This window comes from Acinetobacter sp. C32I (assembly GCF_023702715.1).
In the GTDB taxonomy this organism is placed as follows: domain Bacteria; phylum Pseudomonadota; class Gammaproteobacteria; order Pseudomonadales; family Moraxellaceae; genus Acinetobacter.
Map to the genome: position 1 here is coordinate 2012034 of NZ_CP098480.1, position 16503 is coordinate 2028536.

Annotated in this window: 14 protein-coding genes; 8 read left to right on the top strand and 6 right to left on the bottom strand. The window is 41.6% G+C overall.

Translation table 11 applies throughout. The features are described from left to right. Positions 1 to 21: 21 nt before the first annotated feature. The 4 genes from minC (at position 22) to NDN13_RS09680 (ending at position 2314) form a co-directional block, all read left to right on the top strand. The gene (gene minC, locus NDN13_RS09665) at positions 22 to 741 is read left to right on the top strand and encodes a septum site-determining protein MinC (protein WP_251118084.1); all 720 of its coding nucleotides are present in this window, start codon (positions 22 to 24) and stop codon (positions 739 to 741) included. 73 nt (positions 742 to 814) lie between these two features. Then, positions 815 to 1627, top strand: a complete 813-nt coding sequence (gene minD / locus NDN13_RS09670) for a septum site-determining protein MinD (RefSeq protein ID WP_016541963.1) — start codon at positions 815 to 817, stop codon at positions 1625 to 1627. A gap of 2 nt (positions 1628 to 1629) precedes the next feature. Beyond that, on the top strand, positions 1630 to 1902 hold the full coding sequence (minE, locus tag NDN13_RS09675; RefSeq protein WP_004655180.1) for a cell division topological specificity factor MinE: 273 nt from the start codon (positions 1630 to 1632) through the stop codon (positions 1900 to 1902). Positions 1903 to 2026: 124 nt separating this feature from the next. Then, positions 2027 to 2314 (top strand): PA4642 family protein, encoded by a 288-nt coding sequence (locus NDN13_RS09680; protein WP_005150979.1) that lies wholly within the window; start codon positions 2027 to 2029, stop codon positions 2312 to 2314. Positions 2315 to 2389: 75 nt separating this feature from the next. On the opposite strand, the gene NDN13_RS09685 is transcribed toward NDN13_RS09680, so the two are convergent. Next, positions 2390 to 5473 carry a DNA translocase FtsK gene (locus NDN13_RS09685; protein WP_251118085.1) on the bottom strand — a complete coding sequence of 1028 codons (3084 nt, stop codon included), beginning with the start codon at positions 5471 to 5473 and terminating at the stop codon, positions 2390 to 2392. Between the two features lie 252 nt (positions 5474 to 5725). Here NDN13_RS09685 and trxB point away from each other — a divergent pair, with 252 nt between their 5' ends. From trxB to NDN13_RS09705, 4 genes are all read left to right on the top strand, one after another. Next, entirely contained in the window at positions 5726 to 6676 is a 951-nt protein-coding gene (gene trxB / locus NDN13_RS09690; protein ID WP_005273370.1) for a thioredoxin-disulfide reductase, read from the top strand. Positions 6677 to 6792: 116 nt separating this feature from the next. Then, entirely contained in the window at positions 6793 to 8349 is a 1557-nt protein-coding gene (locus NDN13_RS09695) for a methyltransferase regulatory domain-containing protein (protein ID WP_251118086.1), read from the top strand. An 86-nt stretch (positions 8350 to 8435) separates the two neighbouring features. Next, positions 8436 to 9167 (top strand): leucyl/phenylalanyl-tRNA--protein transferase, encoded by a 732-nt coding sequence (gene aat / locus NDN13_RS09700; protein WP_251118087.1) that lies wholly within the window; start codon positions 8436 to 8438, stop codon positions 9165 to 9167. A gap of 28 nt (positions 9168 to 9195) precedes the next feature. Next, positions 9196 to 10011, top strand: a complete 816-nt coding sequence (locus NDN13_RS09705) for an arginyltransferase (RefSeq protein WP_251118088.1) — start codon at positions 9196 to 9198, stop codon at positions 10009 to 10011. Here NDN13_RS09705 and rimI read toward each other — a convergent pair. The 5 genes from rimI to fusA all read right to left on the bottom strand — a co-directional run bounded on the left by rimI (position 9997) and on the right by fusA (position 16438). Beyond that, entirely contained in the window at positions 9997 to 10458 is a 462-nt protein-coding gene (gene rimI, locus NDN13_RS09710; RefSeq protein WP_251118089.1) for a ribosomal protein S18-alanine N-acetyltransferase, read from the bottom strand. The two genes, NDN13_RS09705 and rimI, sit on opposite strands and share 15 nt — an antisense overlap. A gap of 93 nt (positions 10459 to 10551) precedes the next feature. Further along, complete coding sequence (locus NDN13_RS09715) at positions 10552 to 11436, bottom strand: metal-dependent hydrolase (RefSeq protein WP_241304117.1); 885 nt, start codon at positions 11434 to 11436, stop codon at positions 10552 to 10554. Positions 11437 to 11658: 222 nt separating this feature from the next. Next, positions 11659 to 12540 (bottom strand): metal-dependent hydrolase, encoded by an 882-nt coding sequence (locus NDN13_RS09720; protein ID WP_005210941.1) that lies wholly within the window; start codon positions 12538 to 12540, stop codon positions 11659 to 11661. Between the two features lie 476 nt (positions 12541 to 13016). Beyond that, on the bottom strand, positions 13017 to 14207 hold the full coding sequence (tuf, locus tag NDN13_RS09725; protein WP_004656295.1) for an elongation factor Tu: 1191 nt from the start codon (positions 14205 to 14207) through the stop codon (positions 13017 to 13019). Positions 14208 to 14299: 92 nt separating this feature from the next. Beyond that, on the bottom strand, positions 14300 to 16438 hold the full coding sequence (fusA, locus tag NDN13_RS09730) for an elongation factor G (protein ID WP_065343487.1): 2139 nt from the start codon (positions 16436 to 16438) through the stop codon (positions 14300 to 14302). Positions 16439 to 16503 lie beyond the last annotated feature (65 nt).

Here is a 16503-nt window from a genome sequence, read left to right on the forward strand (position 1 = left end):
AAAAGCCCTGAAGGATAAATTATGGCTGATATACGGATTACGGGCAGAATGGTGAATTTTAGTCGTCTGACTTTTGACACTAATGACCATAATGCAATCCGACAGCAACTGAGTAGTACACTGAATGAAGGTTCTTATGTCGGTACACTCGTCATTATTGACAGTACCGTAGAACAAGAGCTGATTGCGTTAATTCAGCTTCTAATTGATTTAGGTTTACAACCGATGGCCGTCATTGATGGCATTTTGGGTGCTGAAGCTCGTGCGATTCAATTCCCTGTTCTGCCTGCCGATCAGCCCTTACAGCGCATCAAGGCATCTAAAGAACAAGTGGTTGATCATGCTCCTGTAAAAACAGCGGATAATGCTGCAATACAAACACCACAAAAAAACACATCGAATGCATATATCACCTCTTATCATGATGAGATTTTGCGGACAGGCCAATGTTTGGTCCAAGATCAAGGCGATATTATCTTAAATGCGGGCATGAATAGTGGATCAGAAGTGATTGCATCTGGAAATATTCACATTTATGGCAATGCTCGTGGTAGAGTCATTGCAGGTGCAGGTGGGCAAGCTGCAGCACGTATTTTCTGTCACTCTTTAGAAGCAGAATTAATCTCGATTGCAGGAACCTATTGTGTAGCAGATGATATTCCCAAAGATATGATCAAAAAGCCTGTACATATTTATTTAAATAACAAGCAAGAACTTGAATTTGAAGCCTTGCAGTTTTAATTTATTGAATTGAGTTTTAAAGCACCAAATAAGCCCTTTTAGGGGCGTATGACCATAAATAGGAGTGGATTCGGTGGCCAAAATTGTTGTCGTAACGTCAGGCAAAGGTGGTGTAGGTAAAACTACAACAAGCGCATCTTTTGCAACAGGTTTAGCCCTACGTGGTCATAAAACTGTTGTGATTGATTTCGATGTAGGTTTACGTAATCTAGATTTGATCATGGGCTGCGAACGCCGCGTTGTTTATGATTTCGTCAATGTCATTAATAATGAAGCACGCTTACAGCAAGCGCTAATCCGTGATAAAGATATTGAAAACTTGTACATTCTCCCTGCATCACAAACCCGTGATAAAGATGCCTTGAGCGATGAAGGTGTTGCACGTGTCATTGATGAACTTTCTCAAGAGTTCGATTACATCATCTGTGACTCACCAGCAGGTATTGAGCGCGGTGCGATTTTAGCAATGTATCATGCTGATGAAGCCATCATTGTAACTAACCCTGAAATCTCATCAGTTCGTGACTCAGACCGTATTATTGGCATGCTCGATAGCAAGACCAAAAAAGTTGAACAAAACGAAGGTCGTATCCGTAAGCATCTATGTATCACACGCTTCAACCCTGAACGTGCTGATCGTCAAGAAATGCTTACGATTGACGATATTTCTAAAGATATTTTACGAGTGCCGACATTGGGCGTCATTCCTGAGTGTCCAAGCGTGCTTCAAGCATCAAACGAAGGTAAGCCAGTGATTCTGTATGCAGAAGAAAAAGCGGGTCAAGCCTATGATGATTTAGTGGCTCGCTTCCTTGGTGAAGACCGTCCTTATCGACACATTGCAGTACAGCCAAAAGGTTGGTTAGCTAGACTATTTGGAGCGTAATTATGGCAGGATTCTGGAGTAAACTTTTTAGCAGTGATGAAAAACCATCAAGTGCACAAACTGCCAAAGATCGTTTAAAGGTAATTGTTGCCTCTGAACAAGGTTTAGGTCGTCGCCTAGGCCAAGACAAAATCGACCAGATGAAAAAAGAAATCATGCAGGTGGTGAGTCGTTATGTTCGTGGTGTGGATGAACAGCATATTCAAATGCAGGTTCGTTCAGAAGCAAATATCGAAATGTTAGAAATGAATATCAATTTACCTGAAGATCGATAGCAGTTTTTTCATTAGCGATTTTTCGCAAATAAAGGCAAAATACGCGAGTGGATTTTGGAAAGCATGGCTTTCCCCCACTTCAAGGATTTTGCCTTTATTATTTTATAAGACTGAGGAGATTGTCATGGCATTATCACAGCCAGCAACTTTCAATGAAGAATGGTCAGATGAGCGTGTGTTTGCCTACCTTAACCAACTTCCTCCAACTGGCGTAAATGCTGACTTTCATGTGCTTTATCATGCATTCAAACATATGCGTCCAAATGACTATGAGCGCTTGATTACCCAGTTTTTGGCAGATGGTCGTGACTTGAATGCAACCAACCCTGAAGGACAGCGCATTCATGATGTGATTGCTCAATTTCCGCGTCAAAAAGATGGCTTCTTAGAAGTTTTAGCAAAATTTGCTTAATCGCTTCTTCAATAAAGCCACTGAATACCAATAAAAAAAGCCTCTATCAATAGAGGCTTTTTTTAGCAGATAATTTTAAACCAGAATATCTCGCTTACCATTGGCGCCCATTGAGCTGACAATGCCATTCTCTTCCATTTGGTCGATAATGCGTGCCGCACGGTTATAGCCCAAGCTAAATTTACGTTGTAGCGATGAGGTCGATGCTTTACGTGTCTCTAAAACGAACGATACACATTGATCATACAGCGCATCACGACTTGGATCACCATCCCCATCTTCAAAACCACGTGAGCTTGGCTCCTCATCAAATGGCGTCAGGATTTCATCAACATAATCCGGCTCACCACGTTCACGCCAAGCATCACAAATACGGTTCACTTCATCATCGCTAATAAAGGCACCATGCACACGCTCAGGCTCGATTTTACCTGGTCCTAGGAACAACATATCACCATGACCGAGTAAGTCTTCTGCACCACCTGCATCGAGAATAGTACGTGAGTCAATTTTACTGTTTACGCGTAATGCAACACGGGTTGGAATATTGGCTTTAATCAAACCTGTAATCACATCCACCGAAGGACGTTGGGTTGCAAGTAACAGATGAATACCCGCAGCACGCGATTTTTGTGCCAAGCGAGTAATCATTTCTTCCGCTTTTTTACCGACCTGCATGATCATGTCTGCAAACTCATCCGCAACAATCACAATCGACGGTAACGGTGTCAAACGCGGTGCACGCTCACCGACCACCGAATCACTGGCTTTCCATGTTGGATCAATGAGGTCTTCACCATTGGCAATTGCCTCTTCGACCTTACGGTTATAGTCGCTCAACTTACGAATTTTCAAGAAGGACATCAATTTATAACGGCGTTCCATCTCATTGACACACCAGTTTAAAGCACTGACCGCATCTTTCATGTCAGTGACCACAGGCGTTAATAAGTGTGGAATATCATTATAGTTGGCTAATTCAAGCTGCTTCGGATCGATCAGAATCAAACGTAACTGGTCAGGCGTATACTTCAATAACATCGAAAGAATCATTGAGTTCACGGCAACCGACTTACCAGAACCTGTGGTTCCCGCAACCAGCATATGTGGTGCTTTACCGAGGTCAGTAATGACAGGATTACCTGAAATGTCCTTACCCATCGCCATAGAGAGCAAACCTGCAGGGTCTTCAAAAGCTGGCGTTTTCAATAACTCAATCAAGCGTACCATTTCACGGCTACTATTCGGCACTTCAATTCCGATATATGGTTTTCCTGCAATCACTTCAACCACACGAACCGAAGCCATCGACATTGAACGTGCCAGATCGCGTGAAATATTGGTCACTTTAGAGGCTTTTACACCTGGTGCAAGATCGAGTTCAAAACGTGTTACGACTGGTCCCGGCTGGGCTTCGACCACCTGAGCCTTCACATTAAACTCTTGTAGTTTGATCTCTAACAGCTCAGAAAGACGTGCTAATTGTTCAGCGGTGAAATTGACCTTTTTGTTTGGATCAACTTCATCCAGCAATTCCAGACCTGGTAAAGTCGGTAGATCACGGCGTTTTTGCGCGACTTGCATGGCGCGTGACATCGGACGACCAAATGCATCCGTTAACGGCGCATCCAGATCAAAATCTTCTTCGATATCTAAATCCGCATCTGGATCTGCTTTACCTGCCGTTTCCTGCCATGCTTCGATAAAAGCTTCTTTAGACAGTGTTTCTTTCGGCGCCGTTGAAACCTCAATCGGTGCTTTTACAAAAGCAGAGGATTGCGCATAACTGGTCGTTCGTGGTGAAGCCTGTTCACGCTCTTCTTCGACCAGAAGATCACTAAAATCATCTGCTTGCTGCTCAGCGATGCGATGAACATCCTCTTGGATAGAATGGATTGCATTTTGAATCGGTGCAGCCTCTGGCTGTACAGCTGCTGGTCTTGCAGACTCATTAATCAAGGCTTCAATATCTGCCTCAAATTCGACCTCAGCAACCTGAGGGGCTGAATGCGCCGGAGGCTCTTGCGTAAATGGGGTATGTAAATCTGTTGCCGTCTTACTGTTTGGAACAGCAGCCAACAATTCATCAAAGATTTGGTCATCATTCCAATCTAAATTACGATGACTGGATGGCTGCGTTGCAACGTGTGCAGCAGGCGCTGCATAGGGATGAGCCGCATTGGCAGAATCATCCGCCGCTCTTAATAAGGCATCAATCTCTTGCTTATGACTTGCATCATCGCGTTGCAATGCACGCCACACTTCACCAGTTTGCACCAAACGCTGGCTTTCATTTTCAAATTGATGCGCGCGCTGTAAGGTTTGCTCAAAATCTTCAAGTTGTTCCGCTTGTGCAGGTTGAGTACTTTGTTGCTGTTCTTTCGCAACTACATCAGCAAACAGTTTTTCTGCCATCAACTGATGATGTGAATCATCAATTTTAATCAGTTTTGCCTGAACCTGATTGACTTTAGCTTCTTCTGTTTCAAATTCTGGATCAGACTCTTTTTGAGTTTTATTCTTGATTGCTGGTGTATCTGCAGCGGCTAATTGCTCAGTCAGATCATACGCAGATTCATTCTGAGGCACATTTTTATAAAATAAATCCTGTAAATAAGCAGGCGTATTTTTCAATGTAGCCCAGGTCTTGTTCCACTGAATCCCAAAAGCCAAAGTCAATAATAGAATACTGAATGCGAGTAAGAACAAAGTTGCGCCATAAATGGTCAATAATTGCGACAAGCTCTGTCCCAATTCATAACCAATGATTCCTCCAGCTGCATTGTCCAAAGTATCTGCGGGGGTATTCCAATGCAGGTACAATAGACTGGAAATGGACAGGATCAAGAAGAACTGGGCAGCATAACGAAATGGACGGTTAAGAAAGCTTCTTGGCCACCAGACTTGAATGGCTTCAATAAATAAAAATAAAGGAATCAGCAAGCTTGCCCATCCCAAGAAGCCGAACAATAAATCTGCGATCCAAGCGCCTGCCACACCGCTGGCATTTGAAACCTGCTGGGTATCACTGGAAATGTGCATCCAACCCGGATCAAACGGTGTATAGGTTACTGTGGCAAGAAATAAATAAATGCCAAAAGAAATCAAAAATAATGTCATTAAAAAGCGTTGTGCATAAACACTTGACACCGCAGTCATATACAGTCCTGTAACCCGATTCGTTATTTGTTGGTATCTTTTAAGGCCTAAAATGCCTTAATCAATAAGTTTTATATTATGCACTCGTTCTTACAAAAAAGATGCACGATTGTTTACTGTTGTTGTTAACATCCTGCACGGATATAGTTCAATTCGATTGAGTTAATCAATATTATCCCGATCGATTTACCCCACTCCCCTCTGGATTCACGTATAATTTTAGCAGTTTTAATATAAAAAGGATGTTCTTTAATGAGCGCTCGTCACTCACGGTTAATTATTTTGGGTTCTGGTCCTGCAGGCTATAGCGCAGCAGTCTATGCTGCACGTGCTAACCTCAAGCCAACACTGATTGCAGGTTTGCAACTCGGTGGTCAATTAACAACGACCACTGAAGTTGACAACTGGCCAGGTGACCCAGAAGGATTAACGGGTCCTGTGCTTATGGAACGTATGCAAGCACATGCAGAACGTTTCGGCACAGAAATCGTCTACGATCACATCAATGAAGTAGACCTGAATACTCGTCCATTCGTTCTCAAAGGCGATATGGAAGAGTACACATGTGATGCGTTGATTATTGCAACAGGTGCAACTGCACAATATTTAGGGCTTGAATCTGAAGCTGCGTTTATGGGCCAAGGCGTGAGCGCATGTGCAACCTGTGATGGTTTCTTCTATAAGAACCAAAATGTCATGGTTGTTGGTGGTGGTAACACAGCAGTTGAAGAAGCACTTTATCTTTCTAATATTGCAGCGCATGTGACCCTTGTTCACCGTCGTGACAGCTTACGTTCTGAAAAGATTTTACAAGACCATCTTTTTGCCAAAGAAAAAGAAGGCAAAATCAGTATTATCTGGAACCATCAAGTGGATGAAGTATTGGGTGATAAAACCGGCGTAACCGCTGTTCGTATCAAATCAACCCAAGATGCAAGCACTCAGGATGTACAAGTTCAAGGCTTGTTTGTTGCGATCGGACATAAGCCAAATACAGGCATGTTTGATGGTCAGTTGAATCTGCGCGATGGCTATATCCAAGTGCATAGTGGTACAGCGGGCAACGCCACTGCTGCCTCTGTAGAAGGCGTATTTGCTGCAGGTGATGTCGCAGATAGTATCTATCGTCAAGCCATTACTTCAGCGGGTTCAGGCTGTATGGCGGCCTTAGATGCAGAGAAATATCTCGATAATTTAAACTAATTAGGCCAATATCGCAAAACCACCAATCTTTGGTGGTTTTTTTTTGCCAGTATCCATACAATCAAAAAATTGATGACTTTTTAAACACTCTAACAATCAGTTTATAGGATATTTCAATGACAACGACCTGGACGAATGGCTATCAAACAGAAGTAAATTATACCTACGGTTATTATCGAGACCTCAGCCCGAATTTTCAGAAATTTTGCTTGCTGTTAAATGGTATCGACAGCCCCGACTTTCAGGAAAATCACAATCATTGCGAACTTGGTTTTGGACAAGGTGTCAGTATCAATATTCATGCCACCTGTAACGAAGCGGCATTTTACGGGACAGATTTCAACCCTGCTCATGCGGCACATGCCAATCAACTGGCTGAACAGAGCAAAACCGAACATTATTTCTATGATGATAGTTTTGAGGAATTACTGAATCGTTCCAACTTACCCATGTTTGATTCCATCAGTCTGCACGGAATCTGGAGCTGGATTAGTTATGAAAACCAGCACATTATTCTTAAATTTATCCGTAAATTCCTAAAACCCAACGGTATTGTCTATATCAGCTATAACTGCGTTACTGGTTGGGCAGCCAATATGCCAATTCGCGAGTTGTTCCATAGTCATTTTAAATTCAATAGTAAAAGCACCAATCCATTGCAAAAGGTCAATGAAGCCCTTACTTTCAGTGAGGATCTACTTAAACAGAATCCAATTTTTGCGCAACGTAATCCCAATGCCCTACAAAAAGTCGCTGATTTAAAACAGCAAAATCCAAATTATTTGATTCACGAATATCTAAATCAAGATTGGCAATGTTTTTCCTTTCAGCAAATTGTGCGTATTTTGGACGAAATTAAGCTGTCCTATGCAGGTTCAACCGATTTAAGCACCCATCTCGATAACATTAATTTTTCAGAACAGCATCAAGCTTTTTTGAATGAAATTGAACACCCTATTTTTAAAGAGCAGTGCCGCGACTATTTTGCCAACACCCAATTTAGACGTGATTTATTTATTCGAGGTAAAAACAACCTCACCCCACTACAAGTACAAGAACGACTACGTAAAACTGCCTTTGTATTGCTCACAGCCAAAGAGCAACTCCCAACCAGTATCAGTGGACTGTTAGGTACCTTTAATTTAATTGAAGAAATCTACCAACCCATTGGTGACAAGTTCGAACAGGCCAACTACCAAGCCCTAACGATTGCAGAATTAGAACAAAGTCTGCCTACGCTGAGTTATGCAAAAATTCTCAATGCCCTGGTGATTTTATCGCATTTAGGCTTAGCGCAACCTTGCCAAAGCCTAGAACCCGAACAACAGACATTAGAGCAATGTCAGCGTTTGAATCACTATCTACTCAAGCAAGCCAGCTTCCATCAGAACTATAATGTCCTGATCAGCCCAATTACTGGTATTGGCATCCCGACAGAGCATTTCCATCAACTGTTTTATCGCGCACATTTTATTGACGGCTTAGCATCAGCAAGTGAATTTGCGCAATATGTACAAGATGTGATCAGCCAACTCAATTGGCTGGTCTTAGATAAAGATGGCAAAACCGTCTCTGACCAAGCCAAGAGTCTTGAGATTATTCAAGGCAAGGCGCAAATTTTCTTGGACAGTAACAAACTACAAATTGCTAAACATTTACGTTTGTTTGATTAATCGCATATGGGGAATGGCTTTGCTAAAGATTGCCATTCCCCATAACTTCAGTTAGCTTAGAATCAGTCTGATTGATTTTTTCTACTATGCAACAACTCCCACCCTCGCAATATATTTTCCCGAATCCAATCGAAGCTGATCCTGAAGGGCAAGGATTTATTTGTATTGGTGCAGACCTTAGCCCCTCTACTTTATTTGAAGCCTACACCCATGGGCTGTTCCCGTGGTTCAATCAAGATGAGCCAATTTGCTGGTGGAGTCCTGAGCCGCGTTGCATTATCGAGCCACATGCTTACAAACCCAGTAAATCTTTAATCCGCAATATGAAAAAGTATGATTATCGAATCACCATCAATCATGCTTTTGAACAAGTGATTCGCTCATGCTCAATGCCACGCAGTTATGCCAATGAAACCTGGATCAGTGAAGATATCATTGCAGGCTATTGTGCATTATTCCAAGCAGGCTATGCTTATAGTGTTGAAGTCTGGCAGCAGGATAAATTGGTTGGCGGGCTCTATGGTGTCAGTATTGGTAAAGGCTGCTTTGGTGAGTCGATGTTTAGTACCGAAACCGATGTTTCTAAAATGGCTTTCTATACCTTAATGCTGATTGGACAAGAAAATCAGTTGCCGTGGATTGATTGCCAATTGGTCAATGATCACCTTTTAAGCCTCGGTGCACGTACACTTTCTCGCCAAGCCTATCTTAAATCGTTACAAGATGTAATTATTGCCCCCTCTATCAATTGGAAAAGTTATCAAGAACGTGTATTTTCAAGTAAAACAATAGCAGTTTTTGCAAAATTAGACGGTTAACGGATGAACACCTTGGAGGGACAGATTAATGAAATCATATCAACCCAAGTCCCTTTTAAATGACTTACAGTACTATATTACGCCACCGCACGACTGCAGTTATCTTGATAACAAATCAGCTCGAATGGTGTTCCTAGATCCAATTCACCGTATCGATGTGGTGACTTTGTCAGAGCTTTCTCGTGTTGGTTTTCGTCGTAGCGGTGATTTTGTCTACCGCCCTGAATGTCACTTATGTCGCCAATGCTTATCTTGCCGTGTTCCCGTTCAAGAATTTAAAATGAACAGCAGCCAAAAAAAGGCATGGAAACGCAATCAAGATTTGCAAATGAGTATTTTGCCGACCTCGCAAGCAACTCAACAGCATTATGATCTGTACGAACGTTATATCAATGAACGTCACTCAGATGGTGATATGTACCCAGCCAGCCTAGACCAGTTTGAAAAATTTCTGGTGCATAGCTGTACAGAAAGCTTCTTTATAGAATTATGGAAAGACCAAAAACTGATTGGTGTTTCAACTTGCGATTTGATGGATGATGGACTTTCAGCAGTCTATACCTTCTTTGATCCAGATGAACAACGTCGCTCCTTAGGTGTGTTTGCGATCCTTAAACAAATCGAATATGTACGTACACTGAATCTGGATTATCTCTATCTCGGTTATTGGGTACCGCATTCATCCAAAATGAATTATAAATCGCAATATACGCCACTGGAATTATTACTCGATGGACAATGGCGTCGACTCAATCGCCCACTTTCAGACCATGAAATCCATCAGCTCGGCAATTCATTGATGAGTACGCTACCTTCTGAGTGGAATAATTTAATTATTAAATAACGCTGCAAAATCATCCGTGCATGTTTTGACCATAATCACAGCATGCTCTCTTGAACCATCGTGGTTTGGATAATAATTTTTACGCAAATCAATTTGGTGAAAACCTGACTTTTCATACAAACGAATTGCGGCTGTATTACTTTCACGAACTTCTAAAAAAATCTGAATTGGATTGTTTTTTAATTGCTGAATTGAACTTTCTAATAATTCATAACCCAGTCCTTTACCCTGTTGGCTTGGGTGAATCGCCATCAACAATAAATTTGCTTCATCCAAAACGGGCTGCAGAATACAGAATCCCACAACCTGATTGGCTTGTTCATACACCGTACATTGATATGAGGCGAAAGACTCCTGAAACTGCTGCTTTGACCATGGATGGGTTTGCACCAATCGCTCAATCCCCGCCACACTTTCTAAGTCATTTTCTTGCATCAATCGAATCACGATCTATCACTCTATAAAATACTGGTGCAGATTATCGGCAATTTAAAGCAAAATTTGAATAAAAAAATGGGCAGTTTTCGCTGCCCTATACACTTAACTCAGATTAAAACCTAATTCAGCACGCCATTTATTTAAAAGTGCTGTGGTATCTTCATCATTCGGATGAAATTTCGGTCTTAAAAAATCTAACAAAGTCGGGATTTGGCGGGTCATAAAACCTTTATAGCCATACATAAATTTGATCATGTATTTGGTATCACGCCATGTCAATTTGCCATCTGTTTGTAGAAGCTTGGCGGTAAAATAAGATTGGGTAATAAAGATAAGCCCCATTGCAATAACTAAGGCCAATGAACGCATAAAATACGCTTTAGGGCCTTGACCATACATGGCTTGATAGACATCAAAAGCAACCGCTTTATGCTCGTTTTCTTCAACCGCATGCCACATCCATAAATGGTACATGGTTTCATCCATAAACATCGCTTGAATGTCTGGATTACTTAATAGTTCTTCTGCAATGGTTGAAGTAAAGTGCTCCAAGGCACAGGTTCCCGTCAAACCAATCATTTCTTTGGTGAAACCGAAAGGTTTTAAGAGTTTTGCTGTCATTCCAATGGTACGGTTGATTAAACGACCTGTTTGGCCTTCCATTTTACGAACATCGTAACCATAAGCCTCAGCTGAAGCATTAAATGCAAGATGCTCTTTTGAATGCATGGCTTCTTGACCAATAAAGGCACTGATCTCTTTCTGAAGTCGCTCATCTGCAAGTTTGGGATCATTCCGTACTGCACGGGTGCTGTTCACAAAGAATTGCTCACCTTCTGGAAACAGTGCCGAAAGCGCAGTCATAAAATGAGTTAAAGCAGCATCACCATTGGCCCAATAACGTGGTACCTCACCAAATTCAAAATCCATGCGGCGTACAGGGAAACTGGCGCCAGCTCGGTTTGAAATATTGACTTTAGCATTCATACCCTGTTCTCCTATCCGATGAATATTTTTCATTGATCGTATTCCATACTTTATTTATACGCTCTTTTCAGTGCATGAAATAAGTGCAGATAAGGTCAGAAAAGCATCATCTTAGGACATGTCAGTTTGCTCAAAATTCTGTATGAAATGAAAGATTAAAATAAAAAAGGGACAATACTTATTGTCCCTTTTCAGGAATTACGAGGCTAAAATAAACAGCGTTTACAGACCTAATTTTGCCTTCCAATCTTGCAATAATTGTACGGTATCCAAATCATTTGGATGGAAACCAGGCTTGAAGTAGGCCAACATTTCACCCGCCATTCCAGAGATAATGCCTTTTGATGGACTATAGGCATATTGATAAATCATACCCAATTCTTTCAGGTTTAATTTTCCATCATCTTTCAAGAGCTTCAATACAAAAGAAGATTGAGTGAGAAAAATTGCAACCATCGAAACAACCAGTGCAGTATTACGCAATGCGTAGGCCTTTACGCCGCGACCAAAAATTTCTTCATACACATCATACGCAACTGCTTTATGTTCATTTTCTTCTACCGCATGCCATAACCACATGTATTCCATGGTCTTGTCTTGCATTAATTCTTGAATATGCGGATTACGCAATAATTCTGAAGCAATGGTTGCAGTAAAATGTTCGAGTGCTGTGGTTGCAGTCAAATCCACCATTTCTTGTGTCATCCCAAATGGCTTGACCAATTTAGCAAATAATTTACGACCTGTTTGAATCACGACACCTGTTCTTCGTTCAAGTGTCTCGACATCATGACCATATTTCTGAGCTGAGGCATTAAAGTTGACATGCTCTTGAGTATGCATCGCCTCTTGACCAATAAAAGCACTGATTTCTTTTTGCAGCTTTTCATTGTCTTTAATGGCTGGGTGATAACGTACAGCACGTACGGAGTCGATAAAGAGTTTTTCACCATCTGGAAATAGTGCAGATAAGCCTGTCATAAAATGAGTTAATCCAGCAGAACCACTGACCCAATATTCAGGAACTTCATTAAAATCAAAATTCATACGACGTACTGGGAAACTTGCACCTGCACGATTCGAAACATTCACTTTAGCATTCATGCTGCCTACTCCTTTTCAGTGAAATATCTCCACTGAGCACTTTTGTTCGTTTTCTTAAGTTTTATATTACGGTTTTATGCGAATCAATTAAGTGCAGTTTGGGACAGCGTAGTATCAGTTTAGGACATGAGGAGAAAAATTTAATTAAGTATTAAATTTTTCGACGCAAGAGAAAAAGAAAATAAGTAACACTAATTCTCGACGCAAGAGAAAAAAGAAACCAATGAAACTACTTTTCTGACGTAAAAGGAAATTTAAATTAAATATTAAAATTTCCGACGCAAGAGAAAGAGAAAAAGAAAAAGAAAAAGAAAAAGAAAAAGAAAAAGAAAAAGAAAAAGAAAAAGAAAAAGAAAATAAATAACACTGATTTTCGATGTGAGGAGAATTTTACTTAATTAGTCGACTTTCGATATAAGAAAACCACAGACATAAAAAAACACCCCAAAGGGGTGTTTTTTTATCACTCTAAGCGATTATGCAGTTACTTTAGCAACAACACCAGCACCTACAGTACGACCACCTTCACGGATCGCAAAACGTAGACCTGGGTCCATTGCGATCGGGTGGATTAACTCTACTGACATCTCAACGTTGTCACCAGGCATTACCATTTCTACGCCATCTTGTAATTTGATCGCGCCAGTTACGTCAGTTGTACGGAAGTAGAACTGTGGACGGTAACCGTTAAGGAATGGAGTATGACGACCACCTTCTTCTTTAGAAAGTACGTATACTTCTGCGTCGAATTTAGTGTGCGGCTTGATTGTACCTGGTTTAGCAAGTACTTGACCACGTTGTACGTCTTCACGCTTAGTACCACGAAGAAGAACACCACAGTTCTCGCCTGCACGACCTTCGTCAAGCAATTTACGGAACATTTCTACGCCAGTTACTGTAGTTTTAACCGTATCTTTGATACCTACGATTTCAACTTCTTCACCAACTTTTACGATACCAGCTTCTACACGACCAGTTACTACTGTACCACGGCCTGAGATAGAGAATACGTCTTCGATTGGCATCAAGAATGCTTTGTCGATCGCACGTTCTGGTTCTGGGATGTAAGAGTCAAGCGCTTCAACAAGAGCAAGAACTGAAGACTCACCATATTGACCAGCATCACCATTAAGTGCAGCAAGTGCTGAACCACGGATAACTGGAGTGTCATCACCTGGGAAGTCATAAGTAGAAAGAAGTTCACGAACTTCCATTTCTACTAATTCAAGTAATTCTTCATCATCAACAAGGTCACACTTGTTCAAGAATACGATGATGTAAGGTACACCAACCTGACGTGAAAGAAGGATGTGTTCACGAGTTTGTGGCATTGGACCATCAGTCGCAGCACATACAAGGATCGCGCCGTCCATCTGAGCAGCACCAGTAATCATGTTTTTAACATAATCGGCGTGGCCCGGGCAGTCTACGTGAGCGTAGTGACGGATTGGAGAATCGTATTCTACGTGTGAAGTATTAATTGTAATACCACGTGCTTTTTCTTCAGGAGCTGAGTCGATTTGTGAGTAATCTTTCGCTTCACCGCCGTAAGTTTTTGCACAAATAGTTGCAATCGCAGCAGTTAAAGTTGTTTTACCATGGTCAACGTGACCAATTGTACCCACGTTTACGTGTGGTTTATTACGTTCAAACTTGGCTTTAGCCATGATGATCTTCCTTTATAAACTGCTCATGAGGGTCGCCCATGAGCACTTGGTTTTTTAACTAAATTTAGTTGGGTAATATAGTAATCGAAAGATTACTCGTCGTCACCTTTTTTACCGCCAGCTTGGAACTTAGCGATGATGCCTTCAGCCACGTTACGTGGAGTTTCAGCGTATTTAGCGAATTCCATAGAATACGTCGCACGACCTTGAGACATAGAACGCATTTGAGTTGCGTAACCAAACATCTCAGCCAATGGAACTTCTGCTTTAATTGCTTTTGTTCCACCAGGAAGATCGTCCATACCTTGAACCATACCACGACGACGGTTTAAGTCACCCATGATATCGCCCATGTAGTCTTCTGGAGTTTCTACTTCAACTTTCATGATTGGTTCAAGAAGGATAGGATCCGCTTTCATGAAACCGTCACGGAAAGCGTATGAACCTGCCATTTTGAACGACAATTCATCAGAGTCGACATCGTGGTAAGAACCGTCGAATAATGTCGCTTTGATACCCACAACAGGGTAACCAGCCAATACACCATTCTTCATACGTTCTTGAATACCTTTATCAACCGCACCGAAGAATTCTTTAGGTACAGTACCGCCGACAACTTCTTCAGCGAATTCGTATTCTTTACCAGCTTCTTCAACATCCATAGGCTCTAAACGAACATATACATGACCGAATTTACCTTTACCACCTGTTTGACGAACAAACTTACCTTCTTGTTCAACAGACTTTTTGATCGTTTCACGGTAAGCAACCATTGGTTTACCAATGTTCGCTTCAACACCGAATTCACGCTTCATACGGTCAACGATGATGTCAAGGTGAAGCTCACCCATACCAGCAATAATTGTTTGACCAGATTCTTCGTCTGTACGAACGCGGAACGATGGATCTTCTTTAGCCAAACGACCTAAAGCGATAGACATTTTTTCTTGGTCAGCTTTAGTTTTTGGTTCAACAGCCAATGAAATTACTGGCTCTGGGAATTCCATACGCTCAAGGGTAATGATGTTTTTCTCATCACACAATGTATCACCCGTAGTAACGTCTTTAAGACCTACACACGCTGCGATATCACCTGCACGGATTTCATCAAGATCTTGACGTTCGTTCGCATGCATTTGCACGATACGACCGATACGTTCACGCTTAGATTTAACTGGGTTATAAACCGGATCACCTTGTTTAAGAACACCAGAATAAACACGTACGAATGTTAAGTTACCTACGAACTTATCGTTCATGATTTTGAACGCAAGTGCAGAGAACGGCGCTTCGTCAGATGCTTCACGAGATGCTTTAGTTTCATCTTTGTCGTCAAGAATACCTTCAATTGCTTTAACTTCTGTTGGAGAAGGCAAGAATTGAATTACAGCATCCAACATACGTTGAACACCTTTGTTCTTGAACGCTGAACCACAAAGCATAACTTGGATTTCAGATGCCAATGTACGTGTACGAAGACCAGCGATGATTTCTTCTTTAGAAAGATCACCTTCTTCTAAGTATTTGTCCATTAACTCTTCAGATGCTTCAGCCGCAGCTTCAACCATCTTAGTACGCCATTCTTGAGAAGTCTCAACGAGGTCAGCAGGAATATCACCGTATTCGAACTTCATACCTTGAGATGCTTCATCCCAGATAATCGCTTTCATTTCGATAAGGTCAACAACACCTGCAAACGTATCTTCTGCACCGATTGGCACAACGATAGGTACAGGATTACCACCTAAACGAGTTTTAACTTGCTCAACAGCACGGAAGAAGTTTGCACCAGTACGGTCCATCTTGTTCACGAATGCTAAACGAGGCACTTTATATTTGTTCGCTTGACGCCATACAGTTTCAGACTGAGGCTGTACACCACCAACTGCACAGTAAACCATGCACGCACCGTCAAGAACACGCATAGAACGTTCAACTTCGATTGTGAAGTCTACGTGTCCCGGTGTATCAATTACGTTGATACGGTGTTGTTGGAATTGGTTAGCCATACCAGACCAGAAACAAGTTGTAGCAGCAGAGGTAATTGTAATACCACGCTCTTGCTCTTGTTCCATCCAGTCCATTGTTGCTGCACCATCGTGTACTTCACCAATTTTGTGAGATACACCTGTGTAGAACAAAATACGTTCAGTTGTAGTTGTTTTACCTGCGTCAATGTGCGCAGAAATACCGATGTTACGGTAATTACTAATTGGGGTTTGGCGAGCCATGATGTCTACATTCCTAAATGTTATATTTAAAACAGGACGCACCAATTAAATTGATGCGCACGAAT

Coding starts and splice junctions, on each gene's coding strand:
- NDN13_RS09720 (WP_005210941.1), bottom strand. CDS start 12,540: ATGAATGCTAAAGTGAATGTTTCGAATCGTGCAGGTGCAAGTTTCCCA.
- NDN13_RS09680 (WP_005150979.1), top strand. CDS start 2,027: ATGGCATTATCACAGCCAGCAACTTTCAATGAAGAATGGTCAGATGAG.
- minE (WP_004655180.1), top strand. CDS start 1,630: ATGGCAGGATTCTGGAGTAAACTTTTTAGCAGTGATGAAAAACCATCA.
- tuf (WP_004656295.1), bottom strand. CDS start 14,207: ATGGCTAAAGCCAAGTTTGAACGTAATAAACCACACGTAAACGTGGGT.
- trxB (WP_005273370.1), top strand. CDS start 5,726: ATGAGCGCTCGTCACTCACGGTTAATTATTTTGGGTTCTGGTCCTGCA.
- NDN13_RS09685 (WP_251118085.1), bottom strand. CDS start 5,473: ATGACTGCGGTGTCAAGTGTTTATGCACAACGCTTTTTAATGACATTA.
- minC (WP_251118084.1), top strand. CDS start 22: ATGGCTGATATACGGATTACGGGCAGAATGGTGAATTTTAGTCGTCTG.
- fusA (WP_065343487.1), bottom strand. CDS start 16,438: ATGGCTCGCCAAACCCCAATTAGTAATTACCGTAACATCGGTATTTCT.
- NDN13_RS09715 (WP_241304117.1), bottom strand. CDS start 11,436: ATGAATGCTAAAGTCAATATTTCAAACCGAGCTGGCGCCAGTTTCCCT.
- NDN13_RS09705 (WP_251118088.1), top strand. CDS start 9,196: ATGAAATCATATCAACCCAAGTCCCTTTTAAATGACTTACAGTACTAT.
- aat (WP_251118087.1), top strand. CDS start 8,436: ATGCAACAACTCCCACCCTCGCAATATATTTTCCCGAATCCAATCGAA.
- NDN13_RS09695 (WP_251118086.1), top strand. CDS start 6,793: ATGACAACGACCTGGACGAATGGCTATCAAACAGAAGTAAATTATACC.